18 protein-coding genes are annotated in these 23,463 nt (G+C 42.9%); 12 read left to right on the top strand and 6 right to left on the bottom strand.

The features are described 5' to 3' along the window. Positions 1-285: 285 nt before the first annotated feature. The 6 genes from H9647_RS10210 (at position 286) to H9647_RS10235 (ending at position 10,757) form a co-directional block, all read left to right on the top strand. Positions 286-2,466 (top strand): heterodisulfide reductase-related iron-sulfur binding cluster, encoded by a 2,181-nt coding sequence (locus H9647_RS10210; protein ID WP_191799663.1) that lies wholly within the window; start codon positions 286-288, stop codon positions 2,464-2,466. Next, the gene (locus tag H9647_RS10215; RefSeq protein ID WP_191799664.1) at positions 2,463-4,895 is read left to right on the top strand and encodes a 3-hydroxyacyl-CoA dehydrogenase/enoyl-CoA hydratase family protein; all 2,433 of its coding nucleotides are present in this window, start codon (positions 2,463-2,465) and stop codon (positions 4,893-4,895) included. The genes H9647_RS10210 and H9647_RS10215 overlap by 4 nt, the downstream gene beginning before the upstream one ends. 74 nt (positions 4,896-4,969) lie before the next feature. Then, positions 4,970-6,175: an acetyl-CoA C-acyltransferase gene (locus H9647_RS10220; protein ID WP_191799665.1), complete on the top strand. Its 1,206-nt coding sequence runs from the start codon at positions 4,970-4,972 to the stop codon at positions 6,173-6,175. A gap of 570 nt (positions 6,176-6,745) precedes the next feature. After that, entirely contained in the window at positions 6,746-8,536 is a 1,791-nt protein-coding gene (locus tag H9647_RS10225) for an acyl-CoA dehydrogenase family protein (RefSeq protein WP_191799666.1), read from the top strand. Between the two features lie 89 nt (positions 8,537-8,625). Beyond that, a complete protein-coding gene (locus H9647_RS10230) occupies positions 8,626-10,302 on the top strand; it encodes a long-chain-fatty-acid--CoA ligase (RefSeq protein ID WP_191799667.1) in 1,677 nt (558 codons plus the stop codon). A 41-nt stretch (positions 10,303-10,343) separates the two neighbouring features. After that, complete coding sequence (locus H9647_RS10235; RefSeq protein WP_191799668.1) at positions 10,344-10,757, top strand: PaaI family thioesterase; 414 nt, start codon at positions 10,344-10,346, stop codon at positions 10,755-10,757. Positions 10,758-10,891: 134 nt separating this feature from the next. Here the strand turns inward: H9647_RS10235 and H9647_RS10240 are convergent, their stop codons facing one another. Then, positions 10,892-11,440, bottom strand: a complete 549-nt coding sequence (locus H9647_RS10240) for a recombinase family protein (protein ID WP_191799669.1) — start codon at positions 11,438-11,440, stop codon at positions 10,892-10,894. A gap of 144 nt (positions 11,441-11,584) precedes the next feature. On the opposite strand from H9647_RS10240, the gene H9647_RS10245 reads away from it, so the two are divergent. The 4 genes from H9647_RS10245 (at position 11,585) to H9647_RS10260 (ending at position 15,861) form a co-directional block, all read left to right on the top strand. Continuing rightward, positions 11,585-13,048, top strand: coding sequence for a SulP family inorganic anion transporter (locus H9647_RS10245; RefSeq protein ID WP_191799836.1), 1,464 nt, complete (start codon positions 11,585-11,587; stop codon positions 13,046-13,048). A 94-nt stretch (positions 13,049-13,142) separates the two neighbouring features. Next, a complete protein-coding gene (locus H9647_RS10250; RefSeq protein WP_191799670.1) occupies positions 13,143-13,538 on the top strand; it encodes a hypothetical protein in 396 nt (131 codons plus the stop codon). 154 nt (positions 13,539-13,692) lie between these two features. Further along, positions 13,693-14,238 carry a PadR family transcriptional regulator gene (locus tag H9647_RS10255; protein WP_191799671.1) on the top strand — a complete coding sequence of 182 codons (546 nt, stop codon included), beginning with the start codon at positions 13,693-13,695 and terminating at the stop codon, positions 14,236-14,238. Between the two features lie 111 nt (positions 14,239-14,349). Next, a complete protein-coding gene (locus H9647_RS10260; RefSeq protein WP_191799672.1) occupies positions 14,350-15,861 on the top strand; it encodes an MDR family MFS transporter in 1,512 nt (503 codons plus the stop codon). Between the two features lie 129 nt (positions 15,862-15,990). On the opposite strand, the gene H9647_RS10265 is transcribed toward H9647_RS10260, so the two are convergent. The 5 genes from H9647_RS10265 to H9647_RS10285 all read right to left on the bottom strand — a co-directional run bounded on the left by H9647_RS10265 (position 15,991) and on the right by H9647_RS10285 (position 21,002). Continuing rightward, positions 15,991-16,812, bottom strand: coding sequence for an SPL family radical SAM protein (locus tag H9647_RS10265; RefSeq protein ID WP_191799673.1), 822 nt, complete (start codon positions 16,810-16,812; stop codon positions 15,991-15,993). Positions 16,813-16,987: 175 nt separating this feature from the next. Further along, the gene (locus H9647_RS10270) at positions 16,988-17,689 is read right to left on the bottom strand and encodes an ABC transporter ATP-binding protein (RefSeq protein ID WP_191799674.1); all 702 of its coding nucleotides are present in this window, start codon (positions 17,687-17,689) and stop codon (positions 16,988-16,990) included. Beyond that, entirely contained in the window at positions 17,689-18,789 is a 1,101-nt protein-coding gene (locus H9647_RS10275) for an ABC transporter permease (protein WP_191799837.1), read from the bottom strand. The genes H9647_RS10270 and H9647_RS10275 overlap by 1 nt, the downstream gene beginning before the upstream one ends. Before the next feature lie 150 nt (positions 18,790-18,939). Next, positions 18,940-20,328: a sensor histidine kinase gene (locus H9647_RS10280; protein ID WP_191799675.1), complete on the bottom strand. Its 1,389-nt coding sequence runs from the start codon at positions 20,326-20,328 to the stop codon at positions 18,940-18,942. Then, positions 20,325-21,002 carry a response regulator transcription factor gene (locus H9647_RS10285; RefSeq protein ID WP_191799676.1) on the bottom strand — a complete coding sequence of 226 codons (678 nt, stop codon included), beginning with the start codon at positions 21,000-21,002 and terminating at the stop codon, positions 20,325-20,327. Before H9647_RS10285 ends, H9647_RS10280 begins: the two co-directional genes overlap by 4 nt. A gap of 161 nt (positions 21,003-21,163) precedes the next feature. Between H9647_RS10285 and H9647_RS10290 the strand changes: the two genes are divergently transcribed. Beyond that, the gene (locus H9647_RS10290; RefSeq protein WP_191799677.1) at positions 21,164-22,030 is read left to right on the top strand and encodes an aldo/keto reductase; all 867 of its coding nucleotides are present in this window, start codon (positions 21,164-21,166) and stop codon (positions 22,028-22,030) included. Between the two features lie 118 nt (positions 22,031-22,148). Continuing rightward, positions 22,149-23,330, top strand: coding sequence for a NupC/NupG family nucleoside CNT transporter (locus tag H9647_RS10295; protein WP_191799678.1), 1,182 nt, complete (start codon positions 22,149-22,151; stop codon positions 23,328-23,330). Positions 23,331-23,463: the final 133 nt, after the last annotated feature.

Consider the following 23,463-nt stretch of genomic DNA (forward strand, 5'->3'; position numbering starts at 1 on the left):
TTATCATTGTCAACGATGGGTTAACAAATATTAAATATGCAGCAATTACATCTACTTTATAGAGAATAGAGACGTTCATCATTCACGTTATTTGACGAATCCATGTTGTATTACAGTCAAACGGAGTATGGAGGTCTCTTTTTTATACATTAGATGAAAGCGCTTCATACAAACACTTCCCTGATCTTGGCTTGGTGAGAAATAAAGAAGGGAGTGACACGCTGTCCAAAGACGATAAAGAGAAGGATTCTAGGTAAAGAATGAAGATACAAGGGGCTGATGAGGATGATCTTGCAAATCGGGAATGCGCTGCTCTTTTTCCTCGTTACCGGTCTAGCGGTATATCTGTTCCTAAGAGTCGTGTATCATCGGTATCTGTACATTCGTTTAGGAAAGCCGGCTGACCTCAGGCGAGATGTGAACGAACGATTACGCACCTTTGCCGTTCAGGTATTTGGTCAAACGAAACTTTTTAAAGATCCAAGAAGCGGTATTATGCACTTTGTTGTCTTTTACGGTTTTATTATTTTGCAGTTTGGCGCACTGGATATTATCTGGAAAGGCCTAAGTGGTCATCAGCTTCCGATTCCAGGTTATGAAGGATTTATTCTCATGCAAGAGGTTACGGTAGTTCTCATTCTTCTGGCAATCGCATACGCGGCATACCGCAGATATGGGGAGAAGCTGGACCGATTAAAACGTGGGTTTAAACCTAGTATTGTCGTCATCTTTATTACTACGCTTATGATATCTGTACTATTTACCGTGGCATTCGAAAGAGTAAGAGAAGGCGTGGCATCATCTTCACTAGCTCCGATCTCATCAAGTCTTGCGGCTGCTGTAAGCTGGATGCCTGACATGGCAATAAACGCACTATACTACGTATGTTGGTGGCTGCATCTCCTAATCTTGCTGTCATTCCTGCTATATGTTCCCCAATCGAAACACTTTCATCTTATTACAGCCCCTATCAATATTTTATTTCGCAGAACAGATGCCCCAGGGAAATTAACCACATTAGATCTCGAAGATGAAGAAGCTGAATCCTACGGTGTAGGTAAAATTGAAGATTTCACTCAAAAACAAATGCTTGATTTCTATGCATGCGTTGAATGTGGACGCTGTACGAATGTATGTCCTGCTTCGAGTACGGGAAAGATGCTGTCTCCAATGCACATGATCGTGAAACTGAGGGATCATTTGACGGAAAAAGGAGCTCTACTCACTTCCAAATCCCCTTGGGTACCCGCTGGCGTATTTGGATACTCTGGAGTTTATTCCATGAGCAGTACAGATCATGAACTCACGCAGTGGAAGGGAGAAGGTATCACTGATATTCGTCCTACGATGGCAGCTCAGAAGAAAGCATGGCATCAGGTGGAAGGTGTGAATGTCAAGGATGTTCAGCTTATTGGCGGAGTGATGACAGAAGAAGAAATATGGGCTTGTACGACTTGTCGTAATTGCGAAGATCAGTGCCCAGTATCCAATGAACACGTAGACAAAATTGTTGATCTGCGCAGACATCTTGTTCTTATGGAAGGCAGTGTGCCGCAAGAAGGACAAAGAGCGATGCAGAACATTGAGCGTCAAGGTAACCCATGGGGTATCAGCCGGGCTGAACGCAGTAAATGGGTGAAGGAAATCGATCCGGAAGATACGCTTCATCTTGAGATCCCGACCGTGAAAGAGAATCCGGCATTCGAATATTTATTTTTTGTAGGTTCGATGGGTTCCTATGATAATCGCAGTCGCAAAATAACACGTGCGTTTGTCCGCTTAATGAATGAAGCGGGCGTGAACTTCGCCATTTTGGGTAACGAAGAAAAAAATTCAGGCGACACACCGCGCCGGATGGGTAACGAATTCCTATTCCAGCAACTCTGTGCAGAGAATATCGAGATTTTTAAAAAATATGGTGCCCATAAAATCGTCACCGCTTGCCCGCACACCTTCAACATCTTCAAGAATGAATACCCTGATTTTGGACTAAAGGCTGAAGTACTACACCACACGCAGCTCCTAGACCAACTTGTGAAAGAAGGAAGACTCACTCCGAAACATACGGTTGAAGAAAAAATTACGTATCACGATTCCTGTTATCTTGGTCGGTACAACGATGTTTATGACCAGCCGCGTGATGTGCTTCGAGCTATCCCGGGGGTAACGTTGCTAGAGATGGAGCGAACTCGTGAAAACGGAATGTGCTGTGGTGCCGGTGGCGGGCAAATGTGGATGGAAGAGGATGAAGGAAAACGAGTGAATTTAGCTCGAACAGAGCAAGCACTTGCGGTATCGCCGACGATGATTAGTTCCGCTTGTCCTTACTGCCTGACGATGCTGGAAGATGGTACGAAGCTGCAAGAAGTAGAAGAGCAAGTGAAAACTCGGGATATCGCTGAGATTTTAGAAGTGTCTGTATTTGGAAGGAAAGAAACCCACGAACGGGAGGTCGTAGTTAAATGAATAAAACGTTAGCAAAAGATACGGCTCACAAAACTGCTTCTAGGACGATTTCAAAAGCCGCCGTTATAGGGTCCGGTGTCATGGGGTCGGGGATTGCAGCCCATCTGGCCAATGCAGGCATTCCTTGTTTATTGCTTGATGTTGTTCCGAGATCGTTAAGCCCAGAGGATGAAAAAGCAGGGTTAAGCCTTGCGGATCCTAAGTTTAGAAATAAACTGGCGGCAAAAGCAATTGCAGCTCTTCCTAAATCCAGTTCGGCTCCGCTTTATGCGGCAGATTTTATAGAGCGAATTACACCGGGGAATACAGAAGATCATTTCCATCTACTAAAAGATGTGGACTGGATTATCGAAGTGGTGACGGAAAAGCTCGACATAAAGAAATCCATTCTAAAACAGATTGAAGGAGTGGTAAAAGAAGGAACGATCGTAAGTACCAACACTTCGGGAATCTCGGTTAATGCGATGGTGGAGGACTGCAACGAAAATTTCCGCAGGAATTTTATTGGAACTCATTTCTTTAACCCTCCTAGACATATGAAGCTGCTCGAGATCATTCCTGGATTTGATACCGATCCGCAGATCACAGCATTTATGGCGGACTTCTGTTCAAGAAGGCTTGGCAAAGGGGTTGTGCTTGCAAAAGATACACCTAATTTTATATCCAATCGTATTGGCACGTATGGACTGCTCGTTACTTTACATGAAATGAAAGAGAACAACTATACCGTAGAAGAGGTAGATGCAGCTACGGGTCCTGTTCTTGGCAGGCCGAAAAGCGCGACCTTCCGAACCCTGGATCTTGTGGGAATCGATACGTTTGTTCATGTTGCTCAGAATGTATACGACAGCGTTCCAGACGGACCTGAGAAAGACATTTTCGCTGTACCTGATGTCCTAAATGAATTGGTAGCAAAAGGTTGGATTGGAGAAAAGGGCGGCCAAGGTTTCTATAAGAAAGTGAAAGGGGAGCAAGGGAGCAAAATACTCTCACTTGATCTGTCCACGATGGACTATAATCCAAGCGCAAAAATTAGATCTGCTTCCATCGAAGCTGCAAAAGCGGTAAAAGGTTCAAAGAAGAAAATAAAAGCATTCCTTGCCACCAATGACCGTTATTCGGAACTCGCTTGGAATGTGCTTAAACAAGTACTGATTTATTCTGCTGAAAAATTAGGAGAAATCGCGGATTCCATTGAAGATATCGATAATGCAATGAAATGGGGTTTTAATTGGGAACTTGGACCATTTGAAACTTGGGATCTGATTGGATTACCCGAATCCGTACAGCGGATGGAAGCAGAAGGTCTTGTCGTACCAACTTGGGTCAAAGAGTGGATCGCCGCGGGTAACAAGTCTTTCTATGAGCAAAAAGATGGAGCTGTACTCCACTTCTATAAAGGAGCTTACAAAGAAGTCGAAACACAGCCAGAACGGATCTCACTTCAAAGCTTAAAGGCACAGAACAAGATCATTCGCCAAAACTCGGGTGCGAACCTGATTGATCTTGGAGATGACGTCGCTTGTCTGGAGTTTACTTCGCCGAACAATGCCATTGGTGCAGATATTCTAGTCATGATCCAGCAAAGTGCCGAGGAAGTGAGAAATAATTATCGCGGACTTGTTATTGCGAATGAAGGACGTAACTTCTGTGTGGGCGCCAATCTGATGCTCATGCTGATGGAAGCCCAAAGTGGGGACTGGGATGAAGTGGATGATATCATCCGTTTATTCCAAGGCAGTATGATGAAATTAAAAGGTCTTGAAAAACCGGTTGTGGCAGCACCTCACCGAATGACACTAGGCGGCGGTGTGGAGGCTTGCCTTCCAGCAGATCGCATTATTTTCTCCGCAGAATCTTACTTTGGTTTGGTCGAGACAGGTGTAGGACTCATTCCTGCGGGAGGCGGTTGTAAAGAACTAGCACTTATGACAAGTGACCGTTATCCAAGCCCAGATTCAGATCTTCAGCCTGAGTTAAACCGTATTTTTGAAATGATCGCAATGGCAAAAACATCAACGAGTGGTCATGAAGCGCTGCGTATGTATGGTCGTAGTCATGACAGTGTCGTTATGAATCAAGATTTCCGTATATACGAAGCAAAACAAGCGGTGCTTGAAATGGAGCGAGCAGGTTACCAACCAAAAATACCTGCTAAAGCAAGAGTAGCGGGAAGAGATGGCCGCGCGGTCCTGCAAGTGGGAGCACTTGGATTAAAAAACAGCGGGTATATTAGTGATCATGATTATTTGATTGCGAAGAAATTAGCACATATTCTGACCGGAGGAGATGTAGCTCCAGGAACAGTGGTTAGTGAACAATATTTGCTTGATCTGGAACGGGAAGCTTTCCTCAGTCTACTTGGAGAAGTGAAAACACAGCAACGTATGCAGCACATGTTATCCAAAGGCAAACCGCTACGTAACTGAATCAAATTCATCATTTTGATGAGTTATGAAATTGATTCAACTAGTCTTTTAATCCAAAAGATGAGGTGAAAATCATGAGAGAAGCCGTGATTGTATCGCTGGCTCGTACTGCGATCGGGAAAGCGAAGAAGGGGAGTTTCGCACAGACGAGAGTAGAAGATCTAGGAAAAGCGGTACTCGAAGCCGTTATTGACCGTGCACCCGGACTGCAAAAAGAAGACGTGGACGATATCATCCTTGGTTGTGCAATGCCTGAGGGTGAGCAAGGTTTAAATGTAGCAAGGATTATTTCGCTATATGCAGGGTACCCGGTTACAGTTCCTGCGCTGACGGTCAATCGCTTCTGTTCATCTGGCTTACAAGCCATTTCTTTTGCTGCAGAGCGTATTATGCTTGGGCACGCAGATGTCATCATTGCTGGCGGTGTGGAGAGCATGAGTCATGTTCCCATGACCGGGTTCAAACCTGCTCCTCATCACCGGATTGTGGAAGATATGCCGGAAGTGTACATGGGTATGGGGCATACGGCAGAAGAGGTTGCACGAAGATTCGGTGTGGATCGCGAAGCGCAGGATGCCTTTGCCGTAGGAAGTCACCGCAAAGCAGCAGTAGCCATTGCTTCCGGTAGATTCCGAGAAGAAATCGTACCTGTCACTGTAGCCGCCACTTCAGTAGACGAACAGGGGAGAGTGCGCAGCCGTACCTTCACTTTTGATACCGATGAAGGTGTACGCAAAGATACTTCAATGGAAGGACTCGGTCGTCTCAGACCTGCATTTTCCATCAAAGGTACCGTAACCGCAGGCAATGCTTCTCAGACCAGTGACGGAGCTGCAGCTGTTGCAGTGATGAGCCGGGAAAAAGCGCAGGAACTTGGGCTTACACCGCTTGCTACTTTTCGTTCATTTGCCCTTGCCGGGGTAGAGCCGGAGGTGATGGGAGTAGGTCCCGTCGAAGCGATTCCCAAAGCACTAAAAATGGCTGGAATCGAAAAAGACGATGTAAATCTCTTTGAAATAAATGAAGCTTTTGCATCGCAATGCCTTCATATCATTCGAGCCTTGGAACTCGATGAAAACAAGGTGAATGTGAACGGAGGGGCGATTGCCCTGGGTCACCCTCTAGGTTGTACAGGTGCTAAACTTACAGTCAGCTTGATCTCCGAACTGGCTAGGCGGGGAGGAGGATACGGTGTAGTAAGTATGTGTATCGGCGGAGGGATGGGAGCCGCAGGGGTGTTTGAAGTCCACCCACAGAAACAGTTCAGTATGGGGTATTAAGGATGCGATGAGCCGACGTCGAGGTTTTAAGTCGAGGCCGAAAGCAAAAATGGAAGCGGAACGAAGCCCAAGCTGATTCTTATTACCTCATTACTCATACTCTTACTCGCACTTACACTCACACTCGTACTCGCACTTGCACTTGAACTCGCACTAAGTAGTTCACTTTACCAAGGCAGTTTCAAGAAGAGAAACCTTGAAACTCGCCCCTGCCTACACCAAATTTGTGTAGGAGCAGTATGTCTTTTAGGCGGTACCCAACCCTGCTTGCGTAGAAAGCGGAATCGTCCTGAAGAAGCGAAGCGCTCGCCTTTGAATCTGGATTTCAACCTTACCCCATTCCATCAAGAAATCCAGATTCAACAGCGATCGTAAGGATGATCCGCATTCGAAGCACCGCTTAACGATGCTCAGCCGATCCGCATTCGAAGCAACGTTCAACGATGCTCAGCCGATCCGCATTCGAAGCACCACCCAACGATGCTCGGCCAATCCGCATTCGAAGCACCACCCAACGATGCTAGACCGATCTGATCCACCACAAATTCCCTCCTGGAAGGAGAATAACCCATGACTGACAACCAAACCAAAGAACCAAAAATCAAAGGCGGAAGTTTTATCATCGATAACGTAGATATTAATCGCATCGTAACCCCCGAGGATTTTACCGAAGAACACCGCATGATTGGAGAAACGGTTCGCGATTTTATTGATGGCGAAGTCATTCCTAGAGATGAGGAACTAGAGAAATTAAATTATGACCTGACCGTAGAGCTGCTTCAAAAAGCGGGAGAGCTTGGACTTCTTGGAGCAGATGTTCCTGAGATTTTTGGAGGAATTGGTCTAGATAAAGTAAGCTCAACAATCATTACCGAGTATTTTTCCAAAAGTTCAGGGTTTGCCCTATCCTTTGGTGCTCATGTCGGAATCGGGACGCTGCCCATCGTTTACTTTGGTACAGCGGAGCAGAAGCATAAATATTTACCCGACTTAGCAAGCGGAGCGAAAATTGCTGCTTACTGTCTGACCGAGCCAACATCTGGTTCAGATGCCCTGGCTGCGAAAACAACAGCTCGTCTCTCGGAGGACGGAGAGTACTATATTTTAAATGGATCCAAATTATATATCACGAATGCGGGATTTGCCGATATTTTCATTGTCTATGCGAAGGTGGAGGGAGAGCATTTTACTGCTTTTATTGTAGAGAAAGAGATGGAAGGATTTACGATCGGGCCGGAGGAAAAGAAAATGGGAATCAAAAGTTCCTCTACACGTCCGCTCTTTTTTGAAGATGTGAAAGTCCCCAAAGAAAATTTACTCGGAGAAATTGGAAAAGGTCACCGGATCGCTTTTAATATTCTTAACATCGGTCGGTATAAACTGGCGGCAGGTACCGTGGGTGCGTCGAAAGAATCGATAGAACTCAGTGCCAAGTATGCGAATACGCGCAAACAATTTGAAACCCCGATCTCGAGCTTCCCACTCATACGTAAAAAACTGGCTGAAATGAATATTATTACTTTTGTGATGGAAAGTATGGTGTATCGTACAGCGGGGCTGTTGGATGAAGCTCTCGCAGACATTGATTACAATCATCCTGATGCAGGTGTTCACTCAGCAAACGCAATTTCGGATTATGCCATTGAGTGCTCGATCAATAAGGTGTTTTCTTCAGAAGGTCTCGATTTTATTGCAGATGAAGGAGTCCAGATTCATGGAGGGTATGGATACATTCAGGAATATAAAATTGAACGAATCTACCGAGATTCCCGTATTAATCGAATTTTTGAAGGAACGAATGAGATTAATCGCCTCCTAATACCAGGTACCTTAGTGAAAAAAGCGTTGAAAGGGGAAATCGCCCTTCTGCAAAAAGCACAAGATCTGCAAGGTGAACTGCTGCAAATGGTTCCGGCACAGGAATATGAAGGGGTGCTCGGACAAGAGGAACACATTCTGGATATGGTGAAGAAAATATTCCTGCTCACAGGCGGCTTTGCCGTGCAGAAACTAGGTACCAGCCTAGAGAAAGAACAAGAGACTTTGTCTAATCTAGCGGATATTTTAATTGATGTGTTTGCACTGGAAAGTGCGCTGCTTCGTACGAAGAAACAACTAGCCCGCGTATCAGAAGAAAAAGCCATGAACATGGTGGAGATGACCAAAGTGTATGCTTATGAAGCCCTGCAAAGAGCGGAAGCTACCGCCAAGGAAACACTCACCTCTCTTGAATCCGGTGATATGCTCCGTATGCAGTTATCTGTGCTGAAGAAGCTAACAAAATTAAGTCCGGTAGACAAGGTAGCACTGAAACGCAGCATTGCTGCTAGGGTGGTAACAAACGAACGTTATACCGTATAAACTGCGCATTATCTTTGCTAGATATAAAATGGTTTTGGATGAGGAGTAGGTCAGCAGGAAGCATTCCGAGAGGAAAGGATTGATATTCGATGAATGCAAAGCCCTGGCTTCCGTATTACCCGACCGAAGTGGCCCCTAGTTTCGATTATCCTAAACAGAATCTGGCGCAGTTTCTGATCAGCTCTTCACAACAGTATCCGAACCGGCCGGCCATGTATTTTATGGGAAAGACCATTCGTTATAAAAAGCTCCTAGAGTCTGCTTACCGTATGGCAAACGCGCTGAAAAGTAAAGGACTTAAGAAGGGGGATCGGGTGGCTATTATGCTGCCCAATTGCCCGCAGGTTGTGATTGCATATTATGGGACCCTCCTTGCAGGAGGCATTGTTGTAATGACGAATCCGCTCTATGTAGAGCGGGAGCTGGCATATCAATTGCAGGATTCAGGAGCGAAGATCATGATTACCCTGGATCAATTTTATTCAAAAGTTCAGAATGTTGCTGAGGAGACGATGATTGAGCATACGATTGTTACGGCGATCCCCGATTACTTGCCTTTTATCAAAAAAATATTGTATCCATTCGTCGCCAAAAAACAAGGACCGTTGCCGCAAATCGAATACAGCCGTTCCGTACATTCATTTACAGCACTTCTTGCTTCAGCGGACGATGCTCCTTGTTGCGAAAAGGTGAATGCAGATCATGAACTAGCATTGTTACAGTACACCGGCGGGACGACAGGTGTCCCTAAAGGGGTCATGTTAACCCACACGAATCTCATTGCCAATACCATCCAATCCGCCAATTGGTGTTATCAGGTGGAGAATGGCAAAGAACGATATTTAGCTGTACTGCCTTGTTTTCATGTGTTTGGGCTTACTACGCTTCTCAGCCAAGGGGTCTACCGTGCAGGGATGCTAATCCTCATACCTAAATTCGATCTGAATTCCCTTCTCAAAATCATCGATAAGAAAAAACCAACCCTTTTTCCAGGAGCACCGACGATGTATATTGCCCTTATTAATCATCCTAAGATAAAAGAGTACGACTTATCCTCGATTAATGCCTGTATCAGCGGCTCATCTGCGCTTCCGCTTGAAGTGCAAGATCGTTTTGAGGAGCTGACAAAAGGGAAATTAATCGAAGGTTACGGACTTACGGAAGCTTCGCCAGTAACGCATGTAAACCCGATATGGGGGAGAAGAAAGATAGGAACGATTGGAATTCCGGTTCCTGACACCGAAGCGAAAGTGGTGAATCCAGTTACAGGTGAAGAAGTTCTGCCCGGGGAAGTAGGGGAACTCATTGTCAAAGGACCGCAGGTGATGAAGGGATATTGGAATAGGCCAGAAGATACTTTTGATACGATTCGAAATGGCTGGTTATTTACCGGTGACATGGCAACCATGGATGAGGAAGGCTATTTTTCGATCATTGACCGGAAAAAGGATATGATTATTGCAAGCGGTTTCAATATTTATCCGCGTGAAATAGAAGAAGTTCTTTACGAACATCCCGCAGTAAAAGAGGCTGTCGTAATAGGGATAAAAGACGCGTACCGCGGTGAAACAGTGAAAGCCTATATTGTCCTTAAGGATGGAAAGACGCCTGATCCAAAAGATATCGAAATGTTCTGTCGTTCCCAGCTTGCAGCTTATAAAGTGCCTAGACACTATGTATTCCGTGAATCACTTCCGAAGACCCTTGTAGGTAAAGTATTGCGCCGTAAATTACTTGAGGAAGAGGAAGAAACTCCGGCAGGTTGAAAATATGGTGGCTTATCGGATAGAGAAGGAGGCACTTTTAGATGGAGAGCATGGAAGGAAAGCAGTATATAGAGTCTTTGACGAAGGCGGCAGAACCCACTTTTTGGGGATACCTTGGCTGTGAGCTTACAGCCATTCAAACTGATGAAGTGGTGGTTACGCTTGATACGAAGCTGCACCATTTGAATCTCATGGGAATTGTTCATGGGGGTGTTCTTTCTTCGCTGATGGATAACGCAATGGGGATTGCAGTGATGATAAGGCGTCCCGGAGAAGCTTCGGTAACCAGTAACCTGAATGTGCATTTCGTTAAACCGGCGAAGAAAGGACTGCTTACCGTTACCGCAAAAATAGTTCATGAAACCGGACGATCACTAACGACCGAATCACGAATTGTAGATTGTGACCATGAACTGGTTGCACTGAGTACGGGATCGTTCCGAATTACGAAATAGAATGAAGCGTGAACACGGCATAAGAGATAAATAAGTAGCATTGATTAATCACGTATTATAACGAATTGAAAAAAGAGCGTTTCTGCCAAATACCATGGCGGAAACGCTCTTTTCTACTTGCGAATAGGAAATCACTAATTCTCAGAGTCCAAATAACGATACAGCGTCGATTTGCTGATTCCTGTTTCCTCTCGAATTTGGGCGAGACTATACTGATTGCTTTGATACATAACGATTGCTCTTTTTACATTATCATCTGCTTTACGAGGCCGTCCTGGGTGATTGCCTTTTTGTTTTGCTTCATAAAGTCCTTTTTTCGTCTTCTCACTAATGACATCACTTTGAAAATCCACTAAATGTTTAACGATCTCGGGAAAAGGATATCCTTCGGATTTACTTGTATCGATCCCTTCGGTAAGAGAGCAGAGATGTGCTTGTTTCTCTTCCAGTTTTTGAAGTAGTTCTACAAGATGCCTGGTCGAATCGGCCAGGGCAAACAATTTGTATACAACGACGATATCTCCTTTGCTGAGTTCATTCATTAATTGTTCGAGTTCATTTCTTCTTTTAGCGGATGCATGTTCTTCTATAACTATTTTATCACAGGACAATTGATCCAGAGCATCAGTCTGCATGTTCAAATTCTCGTCATCCTGATAGGGTCTCATATATCCGATACGCATAGGTTTTTCTCCTAAACTATACTTTTACTCATTATCATAACATACTTCGCAGTATCAAAAAGGTTCCATTTAGGAACGATTCGTGATACACTCATGGAAAAATACTACATGATTTATATCACAGTGAAAAGGTGTGGAGTAAAGTTGGTTGAACGGTTAAAACGTAACTGGTTTTTTAATGTAAGGGCGGATATATTATCCGGTATGGTTGTTGCGCTAGCTCTGATTCCAGAAGCAATTGCATTTTCCCTGATTGCAGGTGTAAGTCCGATGGTTGGACTTTATGCATCTTTTTGTATCGCGATCATTATTTCGTTTGCAGGAGGAAGGCCGGCTATGATTTCAGCGGCAACAGGAGCTATGGCGCTCGTGCTCGCCCCGCTTGTAAGAGATCACGGGATTGAGTATATGATTGCGGCTACGATATTAACCGGTATTATTCAGTTTCTGTTAGGTACCTTCAAGGTTGCTCGTCTAATGAAATTTATACCGAGGGCGGTTATGATCGGTTTTGTCAATTCCCTGGCTATTCTTATCTTTATGGCGCAGGTCCCTTACTTTTTAGGGAAATCAGTAATGACATTTGTTTTTCTAGGGATTACATTACTCATACTAATCTTCGTTCCAAGATATGTAAAAGCGATTCCGGCACCTCTGATTGCGATTGTTGTCCTTACGATAGTTTCTACTGTAGCGGGTGTACATCTTCAGACGGTCGGGGATATGGGCACAATTACGAAAACTCTTCCCAATTTATTGCTTCCTAATGTACCTCTGACGCTAAATACGCTGCAGATCATTTTACCTTATTCTTTTGCACTGGCACTGGTAGGTTTACTAGAGTCACTGCTGACTTCTTCTATCATTGATGACATGACAGATACAGAGAGTGATAAGAATAGAGAAGCAAGAGGACAAGGCATCGCGAACTTCATCAACGGATTCTTTGGCGGTATGGCAGGGTGTGCGATGATCGGTCAATCGGTCATTAATGTAAAATCAGGGGGCAGAAGCAGGTTGTCTACCCTCGTAGCTGGACTTTTCTTAATGTTCCTTATTCTAGTTCTTGGAGATTTTGTTGTCCTTATGCCCATGCCGGTATTAGCGGGAATTATGATCATGGTATGTGTGGGCACTTTTGAGTGGACTTCCTTTCGTTATTTGAGAAAAGCTCCACGAGGAGACGCATTTGTCATGCTTATGACCGTTATCATCGTGGTAGCAACTCATGATTTATCTAAAGGTGTGATTGCAGGAGTCATACTGAGTTCCATCTTCTTTGTTGCCAAGGTTTCTAAACTTACCGTAACAAGTGAGAAGAAAGAGAATAAACAAGTGTTTTATGTAAAAGGACAGTTGTTCTTTGCTTCAACACAAAGTTTTGAAAAAGCGTTCGATACGTCTGTTCAAGAACAGCATATCGTCATTGATTTTTCGGATTCGCACATTTGGGATGATTCGGCTGTAGGAGCAATTGATAAAATCAGACTTAAATATGCAGAGAATCATAATGAAGTTACCTTGATTGGCCTAAACGACTCCAGTCAGAAAATACTTCATCAGCTAGCTGCTATTCCTGAGAATACAGCGAACAGTGTAAGTTCGTAAGTTTTAATTGGTTTATATACATGTGCCGTCTGTTTAAATATTCATAATCATAATCATAATCATAACCAAATCAAGTGATAAAAGAAGGATCTATATGAAAAAAACAAAATACATTCCAGTTTTATTGGTATTACTTATTGGATCATTATTTTTGAATATTTTTCTCTATCAGTCCCATAAAAATGAACAACAGTTATACCAGACAAATCTCAATCAAAGACTAAGTAGTGAGCTTACTTTCTTTGCTTCTCAACTAGAAGAGGGTAAAATTCCGAATACTTCTCTTTTAAATTCTGCTTCGATAATTGATACTTTATCGTATTACTCTGATATGAAAATAAGCTTCAATTTAGCATTTCTCATACAAGAGAAAATAGGAAATGATCAAACTTTAAAAAACACAGATAAAGTTAAAGAAAAGATTATGAGTATACAAGAAGCTCCGAATCAAGAGGAAATATTGAAACTGGGTATCCTTCTTAAACAATAAGTTAAAGATCGTCTGTTTATAAAAACAGACGGTTTTTTTATTTATTATGATGTTGATTTTTATATCACAGCGATATATTATAATATTGTCTTATATCATCACGATATATTTGAACGGAAATGTACTCCAAAATAAGAAAAGGAGGGTATGAATTTTGTATGAACTATTTGTTCTGGGAGAGCTAATGGATAGGCCCATGCATGGATACCTACTTCATCATATCCTGTCCAGAATTATAGGTCCGGTAAGACAAGTTAGTTGGGGAGTGCTGTATCCGCTTATTCAAAGACTTGAAAAAGAGAAGTTCATTCAAATGTCAGGGAAAGATGGTAACAGGAAGGTTTATTGTATTACAGAAGCGGGTAAAGAGCAGTTTTTTCGATTAATGGACGAGAAAACTACATACAATTCGGATACAAAAGATTATTTTGATATCAAATTTGCAAATCTTCATCATGTTTCCAAGGAGCAGCAGGAACAGGTTTACGAGGATTATCGCGAGTATCTAGGTTATCTTCAAGAACATTACGATCTCGGAATGCAGATTGTGAAGAAAATTCCTGTGACGAGTGAGAAGGAGCGAAAAAGCATCCAAAGGACGTTACATCACCGGGCTCACTTCGTCAGCTCAGAGATCTCTTGGCTTGAAAATCAGCTAAGCGAATTACAGGACGAGGAAGAGAGCGAAGATAAAAAATAATCTAATAATTTTTTATGTTTATTGCAATATAATTTAATAGGTGAATCAAACTCACAATATCGTTTTATGAGTTGTGAAATTGATCCAGCTATATTAATTGGAGATGAGAAAATGAATAAGAATCGAGCTGCCACGTTTGTAACTGTCGGACTTTTGCTCGGGATTTTTGCTTCTGCTATCGACAACACCATTGTTGCAACGGCAATGGGAACCATTGTAGGCGATTTGGGTAACTTTGACCAGTTTATTTGGGTAACTGCCGCTTATATGGTGGCAATGATGGCAGGTATGCCGATTTACGGTAAACTGTCTGACATGTATGGAAGAAAGCGGTTTTTCTTATTTGGATTAACCGTGTTTATTATTGGTTCCGCCCTTTGTGGATTGTCTCAAACGATGGGACAGCTTATCGCATTTCGGGTCATCCAAGGGATTGGCGGCGGGGCTCTTATGCCTATCGCATTTACCATTATCTTTGATCTGTTTCCCGTTGAAAAACGAGGCAAAATGACCGGCTTGTTAGGTGCAGTATTTGGATTATCGAGTGTAGTAGGTCCACTATTAGGTGCCTTTTTGACAGATGCCTTAAGTTGGCACTGGATTTTCTATGTGAATCTTCCGATTGGTGCGTTATCGATCTTCTTTATTGCTAAATATTATAAAGAAACACTGGAACATCAAAAACAAAAAATTGACTGGGCAGGGGCATTTACACTTGTTTTGGCAATCGTATGCCTTATGTTTGCACTGGAGCTCGGCGGTGGCAAATATGCATGGGATTCTGCTTTAATTATCTCCTTGCTTGTAATCGCAGCTTTATCTTTTATCATCTTCATATTTGTTGAGACAAAAGCAGAGGAACCGATCATTCCATTCTGGATGTTTAAAAAGCGTTTGTTTGCAACATCACAAGCACTTGGCTTTATTTATGGTGGAACATTTATCATTCTTTCGGTGTATATACCGATCTTTGTGCAAGCCGTATACGGCGGTTCTGCAACTAACGCAGGTATTGTACTGATGCCAATGGTCATCGGAACGGTGATTGGTAGTATGATTAGTGGGCTTACACAGACGAAAATCCGTTTTCGTTCGCTGATGATCTTGTCTGTATTCAGTTTCCTAGCAGGCATGATTTTACTATCGACGATGACACCCGAAACTTCAAGAATAATCTTAACGCTATACATGTTTATTGCTGGTTTTGGTGTTGGGTTCTCCTTCTCACTGTTGCCAACGGCTTCCATCAATAAACTTCCTTCGCGCTTCCGCGGAACGGCAAACTCGACGAATTCGTTCCTTCGTTCATTCGGGATGACCGTGGGCTTAACCATCTTTGGTACACTGCAGACGCATACCTTTACCAAACGTCTAACGGAGGCCTTTGGCGGAGCGAGCGGTGGTTTTGCCGGAGATATGGATACGAGAGAAATCTTTACTCCTCAGGGTCGTGCAAAAATTCCACCTGAGGTTCTAAGCAAAATTACGCAAGCGATGTCGGATTCCATTACACATGTATTCCAGATCGCCATTATCCCGATTGCGATTGCTGTAGTTATCGTGTTCCTCATGGGATCGGAGCGCGCTCAGTCTAGTGAAGCGGAATTGAATGAGTCTGTCTGATTATTACTGATGTCAACTGAATATCTATAGAAAGACGAAGACCATGAGAAGATATACTTCTCATGGTCTTTATTCATAGATGTATAGAATTCTTCTATACATCTGGCTAGAAATATCATCTCTAGCAGATTAGAAAGGAGCAAACCCTTCCTGACTAATTCGGACCTGTTGTTCAGGATAAAGTTCACGCATCCGGCGAGCCACCACTTGATATGCTTCCGGATGATACCAATCACTGTAACCTAGTTCTTCGTATTTATCCTGTATACCAAGCTGCTGTGTTCGTCTGCCATGGGCTCCATCTCCCATGAAAAAATCATCAATGCAAACTAAATCTACGACAGGACGAAGAAGTTCGGGAAATGCTTCACTGCTAGGCAGTACGGGTGCGATGGCAACTTGTGTAGGGATTCCTGCTTCGCGCAGTTTGCGAAGTGTTTGTATACGAGCCGAAATAGGTGGGGCAGAGGGAGAGAAATGGGTGCGAATCTCATCAAGATCGGTTTCCACAGTCATACTTACCCGGACCCGATTACCCAGTTTTTGTAGAAGATCAATATCTCTTTTTACGAGCGGACTTCGGGTTTGTACCAGCAGAAAATCGGGCTGAACCTCTGCCATAACTTCAAGCAAAGAACGAGTAATTTCTTCTTTGTATTCGGCAGGTTGATAGGGGTCCGTACTTGAAGACATAAAGATTGTAACCGGACCCTTTTTCTTTTCTCTTAATAGCTCTTTGTGCAGCAATGCTGCACTGTCTTTCTTAATGTCCAACCAAGTTCCCCATTCTTTTCCTCGAAATAAAGAAACGGGCATTTTACGAACGTAACAATAGGAACAGCCAAAAGTACAGCCCGTATATGGGTTAAGAGAATGGGAGTATCCGGCCAGGAAGCCAGTCCCCTTATTTAGTAAAGTTTTAGGTTGTTTATAACTATAATCTATATTCATAGGAAAAATCCCTTCATGAGAAGTGTCATACCTTTCCTTATTATTTTACACGGATAACATCCAATAATCGAATGTGCGAACAGGCATCGAATGTTCGAGCAGACACCTAAGGAAGTTGAGGAGTAGATATTAAAAAAGCAGCGACCTTATTAGTAAGGCTGCTGCTTTTCATTATTTAATGCTGGAATACAGGCTGTTCCGTGAGCACTCCATCTTCCATATATACGACCCGATCACAGAGATCGAGCATCCGGGTATCATGTGTAACCATGATTGCCGCTTTGTTTCTTTCTTTTACTTCTTGTGAGAGCATTTCCACGACGGCCCGGCCTCGTTCTGAGTCAAGACTTGCTGTTGGTTCATCGGCCAGCAGAATTTCTGGATCATTCATCCAGGCTCTAGCGATAGCAACACGCTGACGTTCACCGCCCGAGAGGTTTTCCGGATAAGCATGGGCGCGGTGACTTAGCCCAAGTCTACTTAACATCTCATCGGCTTTCTGGTTTGCTTGTTTTCCTTTTTTACCAGAAAGTTCAGCAATTAAAAGGAGTTGATCCTTCACTGTCAAATAAGGGATCAGGTTGGCCGATTGAAATACAAATCCGATTTTATCAAGACGTATTTCATTCATTTGCTTCTCTGAGAATTGACTCAGGTCTTGTCCGCCAATGACTATACGTCCGCTGGAAGGCGCAAGCAGTGCGCCAGCAACGGAGAGAAAGGTGCTTTTCCCGGAACCGGATGGACCGACTAGGGCAACAAATTCACCGGCTTTTACATTCAAGGTTACATTCTTCAGTACTTTAATAGAAGAGTCACCGTCACCAAATGTTTTTGTAATATTTTCTAGTTGTAATTTAAGATTTGCTGTGTTCATTAAGCAGCCCTCCCTATAGCTTCGATCGCATCAATTTTAGCAACTCGGTACACGGACAGTAGAGAACCAAGGATAGATACTACGATAAACAGAATCGAACAAAGAGCAACCAATGATGGACTGAGGTCAAATGGCATACTTGCCGGAAGTATAGCTGCGACACCATAAGTTAGCAGGATACTCAAGGCGAGACTGGCAATCGTTATTATTAAAATTTGGGACATCACATTACGTACCAGGTAACTGTTTTTTGCACCGATGGCTTTGAGTACACCGAATTGATTCATCTTTTGAATGGTAATCACGTAGAAGAATACGGCCAGAACAAAGGCAGCAATGACAAATAAGAAGGCAATCATCATGAGAAGTGAGCCGCTTTCTTCTTTATACCCAGGAATTCCAGCTAACGTGTCATCTTTAGCGATGACTTCAATATCACTGATCTGACTGACTTCGTCAGCAACGGCATCTGTTGTTTTTAAAGCGATCGCGTTAAAATGGTAAATCTCACTATCCGGATCCGCATCATGAAGTGCAAACCATCCTGCCATATTCATGTGAAGAACTGGAGTATGGCTGTAGGATTGTCCTTCCGTAAAACCGATAATGGTGAACGACTTCCCTGAGGATTGATCTTGGATTCGGTCGCCAACCGCAAATCCTTCCTCTTTCAGTGAAATATCAGCGACCACTTCGTCTGCCGCTTTATTGTCGATCATTGAACCCTCTACAACGGTCGGAGCAATAAAGCTGTCCTTATCAATGGCAAAAAAGGAAGCATCAATCTTGGTGCTTGTCCCTTCTTTGATTAACGTACTCATCTGCAGACCGAGGGGGGTAGCCCCTTCATCCCCTGTGATGCTCCTAACTTGATCTAGTGTTTCACTTGGTAATACAGAGCGATTTATTTTGAGTTCGGATTCATTCTGCATAACAATGTAATCTGCGTCCATATTTTGCAGCGACGATACGTTGTCATTACTGAGACCCTTGGCAAGACCCGTAACGAACAAGACGAGCCATGCAATGAGAACCATAATGAGACCGATCAGCAGATAGCGTAATTTGGCGTGTTTCATTTCACGTAAAGCTAAAAACATACGTTTCAACCCCATTCCTTAAGCTTTTCTATATTTTTAATTTCTCACCCACTGCTTAAGTATCAGGTTGAAATATGAACGGAGGATGAACAGCATATTACAAATGGAACATATAAAAATTGGAATATATAAAAAAACCTCCCCAGGTTTTCACTCAGGGGAGGAGATCGGGATCCATATTTGAATGCATGTGCCTTTTCCTAGTTCACTATGAACCGTAATCTGTCCATCGTGCATATCAATAATTCGTTTTACAATCGCGAGTCCAAGACCACTGCTGCCTTCGCTGCGATTTCGAACTTTATCGGTTTTATAGAATCGATTGAAGATGTAAGGGAGGTCTTCTTCCTTGATCCCTATGCCGGTGTCTTCAATTTCGATCAAATGATGGTTATTTTTCTCTTCAAGCCGAATTCGAATGGTTCCTCCGGGATCAGTGAACTTAATACTGTTTGTAATTAGATTAACCCATACTTGATGCATCCATTTTGGATCCGCATAGACCTCTGCGGAAGAGAGCTGTAGATCTAAAGCAATTTCTTTTTCCCGCCAGTTCCATTCCAGCATATACACAACCTGTTTAATCTGATCTTTGGCAGAATAAAGCTGCTTATCAATGATGGATTCCTCTTTATCCAGTGAGGCTAGAGTGAGCAGTTGTTTACTTAATTGAGATAGTCTTCGGCTCTCGGATGAAATAACATCAAGGTAATGCAACCGTTCCTCTTCTGTTAACTGATTTGATTTCAAGCGCTCAGAGAATCCTTGGATTGAAGTAAGGGGGGATTGGATTTCATGAGAAACGTTAGAGACAAACTCTTGCCGCATGGATTCGAGTTGTTCTAAGCTTTTTGCCATCTGTGAAAAATGATTAGCCAGCTTACCGATCTCATCTCGTCTTCGAGCATTTAACTTAATATGATAATTGCCTTTGGCAATTTGTTTGGTTGCTTCCGTTAAGCGAGTGACGGGCTTCACAATATATCTCGTGCTGATAAAGACAAGTATGATACTGATTAGTGTCGTCAGAACGAGAAGTAAGGCAAAGAAAATGCGCAATTCCCCGAACTGAAGCTCTACATTAGGGCGAACAAAAAGAGCGTGCGTCTCCCCGTTAACGGTAATAGGCATCCCAATCGAGTTGCCGAGTGAATTATCAAAAAAACCAGTAATAAATAGTTTTGCAGGAAAATCGGCAATGCCGTGATATACTTGTCCACCGAGCACCTGGCGAATAAGGTCTGAATCTAAATTTTTCTTACGAAAATCTCCGCCATAAAAAGTTCCTTGATCCGGTGAGTCGGCTAGATAGATTTGATACCCTAAATCTCCAATGCTGTTAAGATAAGCAGGTAAGCTCACTTCCGGGTTCTCTTTATAAAATTGAATAATATCGTTTGTCATGTCTGTCATCTTTTCATCGTTATAAGGCTTCAAATTATACTGGTAGTACATATTAGAGATGACAAAAGCCAGCAGACTGCTGAGCAGCATTACCAAGGCAGTCGTAAGTACAATACGAAGATACAGTGTTTTCACCGTGAGCAGACCTCCAGTTTATACCCAATACCGCGAATTGTTTTTATAACGAAATCATCGCTTCGATGTTGGAATCGCTCTCTAAGACGTTTAATATGAACATCAACTGTACGATCATCTCCCTTGAAGTCGGCTCCCCATACGAGATGAATTAACTCTTCTCTGGAATAGATTCGGTCTGGGTAGCTAGCGAGCTGGGATAATAACTCGAATTCTTTCATGGGAAGCATTAATAATTGATCATCACAGTACACTTCATAGCTGTCTCGATCAATGATCGTTCTTCCGAGTGTGATTTTTTGAGAATTAACCATTCGGTAACGTCGTAACAGTGCTTTGATACGAAAAATAAGTTCTTTTGGCTCAAAAGGTTTGGTTACATAATCATCCGTTCCTAGCGCATAACCTTTTTCCTTATCAATCAGTTGATCCTTCGCAGTCAGCAAAATGACAGGGATATCATAATACTTGCGAATTTCCTCAACCAGCTCATACCCATCTTTGCCAGGCATCATAATGTCTACGACAGCGAGATGAATTTGTTCCGTGGATAAAAGCGAGGAAGCTATCGTTCCATTAGCCGCTTCGTATACGGTATATCCTTCTGCAGATAGATAAAAATGGACCAGTTCCCGGATATGTACGTCATCATCAGCAACTAAAATGTGGATCATAAGAGTTCATACCTTTCTTTATTGTTAAAACTTTGAAATAGAAGGATATAACGCACAAATTTAAGGTTAATGTACAGTAAACCAAGCTATTCAACAAATTATCTTATACCCCGAACCCAAGAAAGGCAAATGAACACATCACAATAGTGAATAAAGAAGGGATGAAGAATATGATTAAACAACCCACCGTTACACTTCCAGATGGAACGCAGCTTCCGGCGATTGGACAAGGAACATGGCGTATTGGAGATGACCCAAGTAAACGAATGGAGGAAATAGCAGCACTCCGGCTGGGTGTAGAACTCGGGATGAAAGTGATTGACACCGCCGAGATGTATGGTGAAGGTTTATCAGAGGAACTGGTAGGTGAAGCGATTCACGGGATCAGAGATGAAGTTTTTCTTGTATCTAAAGTATACCCTCATAATGCAGGAAAAAACCGAATCATTACAAGCTGTGAACAAAGCCTTAGAAGACTAAAAACAGATCACCTGGATCTTTATCTATTGCACTGGAGAGGCGATATTCCGCTCGCAGAAACCATCCAAGGAATGCAGCGACTCGTCGAGGAAGGAAAGATTGACCGCTGGGGTGTATCGAATCTGGATAAGGACGATATGGAAGAATTAATACAGCTAGATAAAGGAGATCGATGCATGGTAAATCAGGTGCTGTATCACCTGGGATCGAGAGGGATTGAAGTTGATTTATTACCGTGGCAAGAAAAACATCAGATGCCAATCATGGCTTATTCACCTCTAGCTCAAGGAGGAAGTCTTAGAAAAGAGTTAGTGCAGCACGAGACGGTGATAAAAGTAGCCGAAAAACACGGCATTAGTCCATATCAATTACTATTAGCCTGGACACTCCGCTCCGGTAATGTCCTTTCCCTGCCTAAATCTTCGAGTGAAAAGCATGTTAAGGAAAATGCATTCGTATATGAAGTAATGTTGTCAGCGGAAGATCTTAAACAACTGGATGAGGCTTTTCCGGCACCTATGAATAAGGTTCCACTTGATATCGTATAAAAAATAGAATAAACAAGCCCCAATTAGATCACCATACACTATGTAATCGTGAAATGGTTGTACTTAGGCGCCATTACCAAATGGTGATAATACTTTGATCAAAAGGGGCTTGATATTCATGTCAGTTTTCATTGGTATTGTAGGAATACTCTTGCTGCTTGGTGTATGTTATTTACTGAGCAACGATAAAAAGAATATCAATTTCAGGGCGATTATTGTCCTGTTTGTAGTTCAATTGGTAGTGACCTTAATCATGTTCAAAACGACATTTGGGAATACGATTGTTGAAGCCATTTCGAATGGAGTTTCCCATGTACTTATGTATGGACATGAAGGAATTCGCTTTATTCTGGGCGATTTAGTCCCGGCAGACGGCAGCATCTTTTTCTTTAATGTTCTTCTGCTGATCATTTTCACGTCCACACTGCTATCCATTCTTACCTATATTCGAATATTGCCGATAGCAATCAAGTACATAGGTGGTGGCCTGGCTAGGATTACTGGATTATCAAAAGTAGTTACTTTTAACAGTGTGAATAGTATTTTCTTTGGCCAGTCCGAGGCGTTTCTTGCGATTAAATCCCATCTCGATAAAATGAATCGGAATAAGTTATTTGTTGTATCGACCGTGGCGATGGCGAGTGTCTCTGCTTCGATCATGGGGGCTTATATGACAATGATTCCTCCTCAGTACGTGCTGGTCGCGATGCTACTTAATGCACTATCCGGGCTCATTATTACGACCTTTATGGCACCAACGAAGGAAGCAGAAGAAGAAGTAATTAATATTAAAGATGCCTCAAATTCTAAATCTTTATTTGAAGCAATATCAGCCGGAGCGCTCGATGGAGGAAGAATAGCACTGATCGTAGCAGCGATGCTAGTTGCGTATGTAGGTCTCATCGCACTCGTAGACGGCTTATTAGTAGCAGTGATCGGTCTTTCGTTCACCCAACTTTTAGGATATATCTTTAGCCCGATCGCATTTATCATGGGGGTTCCATCGAATGAAATTACAACTGCAGGCGCCATTATGGGAACGAAGCTCGCAACTAACGAATTTGTAGCTATGTTGGAGTTTCAACCTTTGATTCCGGGGCTATCCGCAAAAACGGTAGCGATCGTGTCTTCGTTCCTGGTTTCTTTTGCTAACTTTAGTTCTATTGGGATCATCTCGGGTTCCATTCAGGCGTTAAATGGGGAAAAAGCCAAAGTAGTTGCCACTTTTGGACTTAAAATGCTGCTTGCAGCTACCTTTGTTTCCATCCTGACGGCTACGGTTGTTGGATTGTTCGTCTAAAAGAAATCAGGACCATTAAAGAATACCTTAAAGACGGAGACGGCAGTCTTCGTCTTTTTATTTTGGTTAAGCAAAGAAGGAAGTGGATGGAAATCGAAGCTTGAGTAATGAATCTGTTACCGTCATCGTAAGT

Source organism: Paenibacillus gallinarum (assembly GCF_014836635.1).
In the GTDB taxonomy this organism is placed as follows: Bacteria; Bacillota; Bacilli; order Paenibacillales; family Paenibacillaceae; genus Paenibacillus; species Paenibacillus gallinarum.

Coding starts and splice junctions, on each gene's coding strand:
- H9647_RS10295 (WP_191799678.1), top strand. CDS start 22,149: ATGTCAGTTTTCATTGGTATTGTAGGAATACTCTTGCTGCTTGGTGTA.
- H9647_RS10290 (WP_191799677.1), top strand. CDS start 21,164: ATGAAGAATATGATTAAACAACCCACCGTTACACTTCCAGATGGAACG.
- H9647_RS10230 (WP_191799667.1), top strand. CDS start 8,626: ATGAATGCAAAGCCCTGGCTTCCGTATTACCCGACCGAAGTGGCCCCT.
- H9647_RS10285 (WP_191799676.1), bottom strand. CDS start 21,002: ATGATCCACATTTTAGTTGCTGATGATGACGTACATATCCGGGAACTG.
- H9647_RS10225 (WP_191799666.1), top strand. CDS start 6,746: ATGACTGACAACCAAACCAAAGAACCAAAAATCAAAGGCGGAAGTTTT.
- H9647_RS10265 (WP_191799673.1), bottom strand. CDS start 16,812: ATGAATATAGATTATAGTTATAAACAACCTAAAACTTTACTAAATAAG.
- H9647_RS10275 (WP_191799837.1), bottom strand. CDS start 18,789: ATGTTTTTAGCTTTACGTGAAATGAAACACGCCAAATTACGCTATCTG.
- H9647_RS10215 (WP_191799664.1), top strand. CDS start 2,463: ATGAATAAAACGTTAGCAAAAGATACGGCTCACAAAACTGCTTCTAGG.
- H9647_RS10270 (WP_191799674.1), bottom strand. CDS start 17,689: ATGAACACAGCAAATCTTAAATTACAACTAGAAAATATTACAAAAACA.
- H9647_RS10220 (WP_191799665.1), top strand. CDS start 4,970: ATGAGAGAAGCCGTGATTGTATCGCTGGCTCGTACTGCGATCGGGAAA.
- H9647_RS10250 (WP_191799670.1), top strand. CDS start 13,143: ATGAAAAAAACAAAATACATTCCAGTTTTATTGGTATTACTTATTGGA.
- H9647_RS10240 (WP_191799669.1), bottom strand. CDS start 11,440: ATGCGTATCGGATATATGAGACCCTATCAGGATGACGAGAATTTGAAC.
- H9647_RS10210 (WP_191799663.1), top strand. CDS start 286: ATGATCTTGCAAATCGGGAATGCGCTGCTCTTTTTCCTCGTTACCGGT.
- H9647_RS10235 (WP_191799668.1), top strand. CDS start 10,344: ATGGAGAGCATGGAAGGAAAGCAGTATATAGAGTCTTTGACGAAGGCG.
- H9647_RS10260 (WP_191799672.1), top strand. CDS start 14,350: ATGAATAAGAATCGAGCTGCCACGTTTGTAACTGTCGGACTTTTGCTC.